Genomic DNA, 4,680 nt, shown 5'->3' with positions numbered 1-4,680 from the left:
CCAGATGGCCAACAGCAACGCCGTCAGAAGGGCGGCATAACAACAACCGGGTATAGCTTATCAAGCCCGCAAAACTGTCCGAACGGACGGGACCACCTCAGACAGGCTCTCACATCCAGCCCGAATACAAATTCCACATTAATCTCGATGAATACGACAGACGGGCGACATTGTCTGCAGACGAATTAAAAGTTGTCAGACGTTGGAGAGAAGAAAATCTTGTTATTACGAAACGGCAGGCTCCGCGTCTTCATAAGCCTCTGACGGACATCCTGTATCGCAGCAATCTCGACCGCGCTAACAGCCATCGTGCTTTGAAGTATTTGCTTCTGACGGTCGCACACCAGGAAAAACCCTACTGGGGGTGGAGTGAAGACCTGTGGGTTGAGATTATCAATAATAGTCCTGTTCTGAAAAAAACCGGAATGGTACCGCAGTTGATTGCAGTCGCTTATCTTCTGTGTGGTTTTCGAAGCGTGTACAAAATTCAACGCAATGTGGCGACGGCTGTCGTTGCCCGATTGGTTTTTGGAGCGGAGATTGTTGATACAGAATGTGAGCGTCTGTTCTCGGCCCTAACCCGTGTCGGCTTCGTCTGTCAGACCGTTCGGCCCCTCGTACCATCAGTATTTGCTGCAGTTGCATTACAAGGCGAGAATCCAAAACTTGAAAGTTTTGATAGGAAGATACTGGAACATACACGAGAGTGTTACACAGGAAATCATATCGCCAAGCGGATTGGAATATTGTCAAACGGTTTGGCCGCAATGGGGCTTACATCGAAGGTTATTCATTTCCGGGCATACCAACCTCGTCATGGAACTGAAACTGATAATATCAATCCTGAGTGGATGACATGGTGCCGACGTTGGTTGGAAACAACAACCTTGCGAGAAGGGTCGAGGCGAGCAGTTTACAACACTCTGACCCGTATCGGAATCTGGTTGGGTCGCGAGCATCCTGAGGTCACAGGACCAGAGCAATGGACGGTATCGGTATGTGCCGACTATCTCGCCGCCGTCGACAGGTTACGTATTGGCGATTGGGGCGGTTCCACCTTTGATTATCGTCTGATCCCAACAGTTGGCCAGCCTCTACAGGCTCCAACGAAAGTTGCTTATTATCAGGTTATGCGTCGGTTTTTATCTGATATTCAGAGTTGGGAATGGGCGCAGCTCCGGTGTAATCCGCGATATCATCTCTCGACACCGAAGAATATTGCGAAATATCTTGGCGTAAATCCTAGGACCATAGATGATGCTTCTTGGCTGAAACTGACCTGGGCCAGCTTCAACATTGAACCAGACGATCTTTCTCCTGACTGTTTCTATCCATTCGCCCTGTTGCAGGCAATCGCCGTGGTGTGGACACATGCAGGCCTTCGGAGCAATGAGATCGCCCGACTTCGGGTCGGCTGCACGCGCGAACAATCAGAGGATGTGGTTGATCAGTCTGGCAACGTCGTTCCGGCAGGGCAGGTCTGCTGGCTTGATGTTCCGGAAGGTAAAACTTCGGTCGCGTACACTAAACCGGTCGGCCATGCTGTTCATAAGTACATTACGGCCTGGATGAAAAAACGAGCGTCACCCCGCAAACATCTTGATCGGCGAACCGGTGAACATGTACATTTTCTCTTTCAACTTCGGAACAGGCCAATCGCGAAGGAAGTTTTAAATCAGACTGTTATCCCGCTTTTGTGCAAAAAGGCTGGTATTCCGATTGAGGACAGTAAAGGCCGTATTACAAGTCACCGTGGACGGGCTTCAGCCGTTTCTATGCTGGCCAGCGTTCCGCAAGGAATGACAATATTCGATTTGGCAAAATGGTGCGGCCATACGTCCGTTCAATCGACGATGAGCTATGTTCGGTCGAAACCTACGCAATTGGCGAGTGCGTTTGCCAAGGCGGATCAGGCGGCGCGGATGATCGAAATTGTTATTGATAAGGAGGTTATTGCGGCAGGCGCAACGAAGGATGGAGCACCTTGGAAGTATTACGATTTAGGTGATTCTTACTGTAGCAATGCGTTTTGGAGCACTTGTCCGCATCGCATGGCATGCGCACGCTGTTATTTCAATATTCCGAAGCCAAGCGCCAAGGGCGTTGTCCTGGCCGCTCAGCAAGCAGCCAATCGTTTACTGGAAGAGGTCTGGTTAAGCCCAGAGGAACGGGATGCCGTGTCCGGAGACGTTGAAGCATTGGAGGGAATGTTAAACAAGCTTCGAGATAAGCCAGCGCTGGATGGCCGAACGCCTGGCGAAATTTCGGCAACATGCGGTTCCCAAGTGTCTTCTCCGTTCACAGAATCAGAATGACCAGTGCCGTGGTTGGAGAACAATGCCAAACGGAAGCGCTGGCCGGCCTCGTGGAGCGGGTGACGTTCCACAATGCCGAGAACGGTTTCTGCGTCCTGCGGGTGAAGGTGCGGGGGCAGCGCGATCTGGTCACTGTCGTCGGCCATGCCGCCATGATCTCGGCGGGTGAGTTCGTGCAGATGTCGGGGCGCTGGTTCAACGACCACACCCACGGCTTGCAGTTCAAGGCGGAGTTCCTCAAGGCCAGTCCGCCGACCACGGTCGAAGGCATAGAGCGCTATCTCGGCTCGGGCATGATCCGGGGCATTGGTCCCGTCTATGCCAAAAAACTGGTGAAAGCGTTCGGCGAGGCCGTGTTCGACCTGATCGAGCAGGAACCGCATCGCCTGCGGGAAGTGACAGGCATTGGTCCCAAGCGGGCCGAACGGATTGTCGGTGGCTGGGCAGACCAGAAGGTGATCCGCGAGATCATGCTGTTCCTGCACAGCAACGGCGTCGGCACGTCGCGGGCGGTACGGATCTTCAAGACCTACGGGCAGGATGCGGTCAGACTGATCAGCGAGAACCCCTATCGGTTGGCGAAGGACATCCGGGGCATCGGGTTCAAGACCGCCGACCAGATCGCCCGGAAGATGGGGATCGCGCCTGATGCCATGATCCGGGTGAGGGCCGGGATCTCCTATGCCCTTGGTGAGGCGATGGATGAAGGGCATTGCGGCCTCCCGGTCGGTGAACTCCTGACCAGCACCGCCGAACTGCTGGAGGTCGCCGCCCCTCTGATCGAAACAGCCCTCGCGCTGGAGCTGGAAGCGGGAGACGTGGTCGCTGATAGCGTGGGAGAGACGAGTTGCATCTTCCTTGCCGGCCTGTATCGTGCGGAGCAGAGCATCGCCGAGCGATTGCGCGCCTGCGCCGTGGGTCGGCCGCCCTGGCCGGAGATCGATGCTGAAAAGGCCATGACCTGGGTGGAAGGCAAGACCGGACTTGCCATGGCGCCCAGCCAGCAGGAAGCGGTGCGCCTTGCACTGCGTAGCAAGGTGCTGGTGATCACGGGTGGTCCTGGCGTGGGCAAGACCACGCTGGTCAACGCCATTCTGAAGATCGTGACTGCCAAGGGCACAGACGTGCAACTTTGCGCGCCGACCGGCCGGGCGGCGAAGCGCCTGTCGGAAAGCACGGGGCTGGAAGGCAAGACCATCCATAGACTGCTGGAGACGGATCCGGGCAATGGCACCTTCAAGCGGGACGATACCAACCCGCTGACCTGCGACCTGCTGGTCGTGGACGAGGCCAGCATGGTCGACGTGCTGCTGATGCGCTCCCTGCTGCGCGCGTTACCTGACAGCGCGGCTCTGCTGATCGTCGGCGACGTGGACCAGTTGCCTTCTGTCGGACCGGGGCAGGTGCTGGCCGACATCATCGGCTCCGATGCTGTCCCTGTGGTGCGCCTGACCGAGGTGTTCCGCCAGGCGGCACAGAGCCGGATCATCACCAATGCGCATCGGATCAACGAGGGCAGGATGCCCGAACTGAGCGCGGAAGAGGGATCGGATTTCTACTTCGTGGAGGCGGCCGAGCCCGAGGTCGGGCTGCGCAAGTTGCTGGCCGTGGTGAGGGATCGCATCCCGGCGCGGTTCGGGCTGGACCCGGTTCGCGACGTGCAGGTGCTTTGCCCGATGAACCGGGGTGGCCTTGGGGCGCGGTCGCTGAATATCGAATTGCAGCAGGCGCTGAACCCGCCGGACGAGGTGAAGGTCGAGCGGTTCGGCTGGACCTATGGTCCGGGCGACAAGGTGATGCAGATCGCCAACGATTATGACCGGGATGTCTTCAATGGAGACCTCGGCGTTATCGGCAGGATCGATGTGGAAGAGGGCGAACTGACGGTCTCATTCGATGGACGGGATGTCGTTTATGGCTTCGGCGAGTTGGACGAACTGGTGCCGGCCTACGCCACCACCATCCACAAGAGCCAGGGCTCGGAATACCCGGCGGTGGTGATTCCGCTGGTGACGCAGCATTACGCCATGCTGGCGCGGAACCTGCTCTATACCGGCGTGACACGGGGCCGGAAGCTGGTCGTGCTTGTGGGACAGAAGAAGGCTCTGGCCATAGCTGTGCGAAATCAGGGCGGAAGGCTACGTTGGTCAAAACTGAGAGACTGGCTGGTGGGTACGTCAGGTACAGGTCATATATCCCGCCTAAAGAAACCTTAAAATTGCTTTTTTGAGGTTGTGAAATTGTATTCCACATAAATTCCTGGCGGGGGGCGAAAGTCGGCTTCCTGCGGAACTTCCCGCATGAGTTTCCTGATGCGAAGATGTTCAAGCTGGAGGAGAACTTCCGTTCCACCCGCCATATTCTT

General features: G+C 56.4%; 2 protein-coding genes. Both read left to right on the top strand.

What is annotated here, in order from left to right; all coding sequences use genetic code 11:
* The first annotated feature begins 170 nt into the window (after positions 1–170).
* Positions 171–2,315 (top strand): site-specific integrase, encoded by a 2,145-nt coding sequence (locus CFR71_RS15220; RefSeq protein ID WP_239020454.1) that lies wholly within the window; start codon positions 171–173, stop codon positions 2,313–2,315.
* Positions 2,312–4,531: an SF1B family DNA helicase RecD2 gene (gene recD2, locus CFR71_RS15215; protein ID WP_110532155.1), complete on the top strand. Its 2,220-nt coding sequence runs from the start codon at positions 2,312–2,314 to the stop codon at positions 4,529–4,531. The genes CFR71_RS15220 and recD2 overlap by 4 nt, the downstream gene beginning before the upstream one ends.
* Positions 4,532–4,680 lie beyond the last annotated feature (149 nt).

It is taken from the genome of Novacetimonas pomaceti, from assembly GCF_003207955.1.
Lineage (GTDB): Bacteria > Pseudomonadota > Alphaproteobacteria > Acetobacterales > Acetobacteraceae > Novacetimonas > Novacetimonas pomaceti.
The sequence above is the reverse complement of the archived record's forward strand: the minus strand, read 5'-3'. Positions and strand labels throughout refer to the sequence as shown.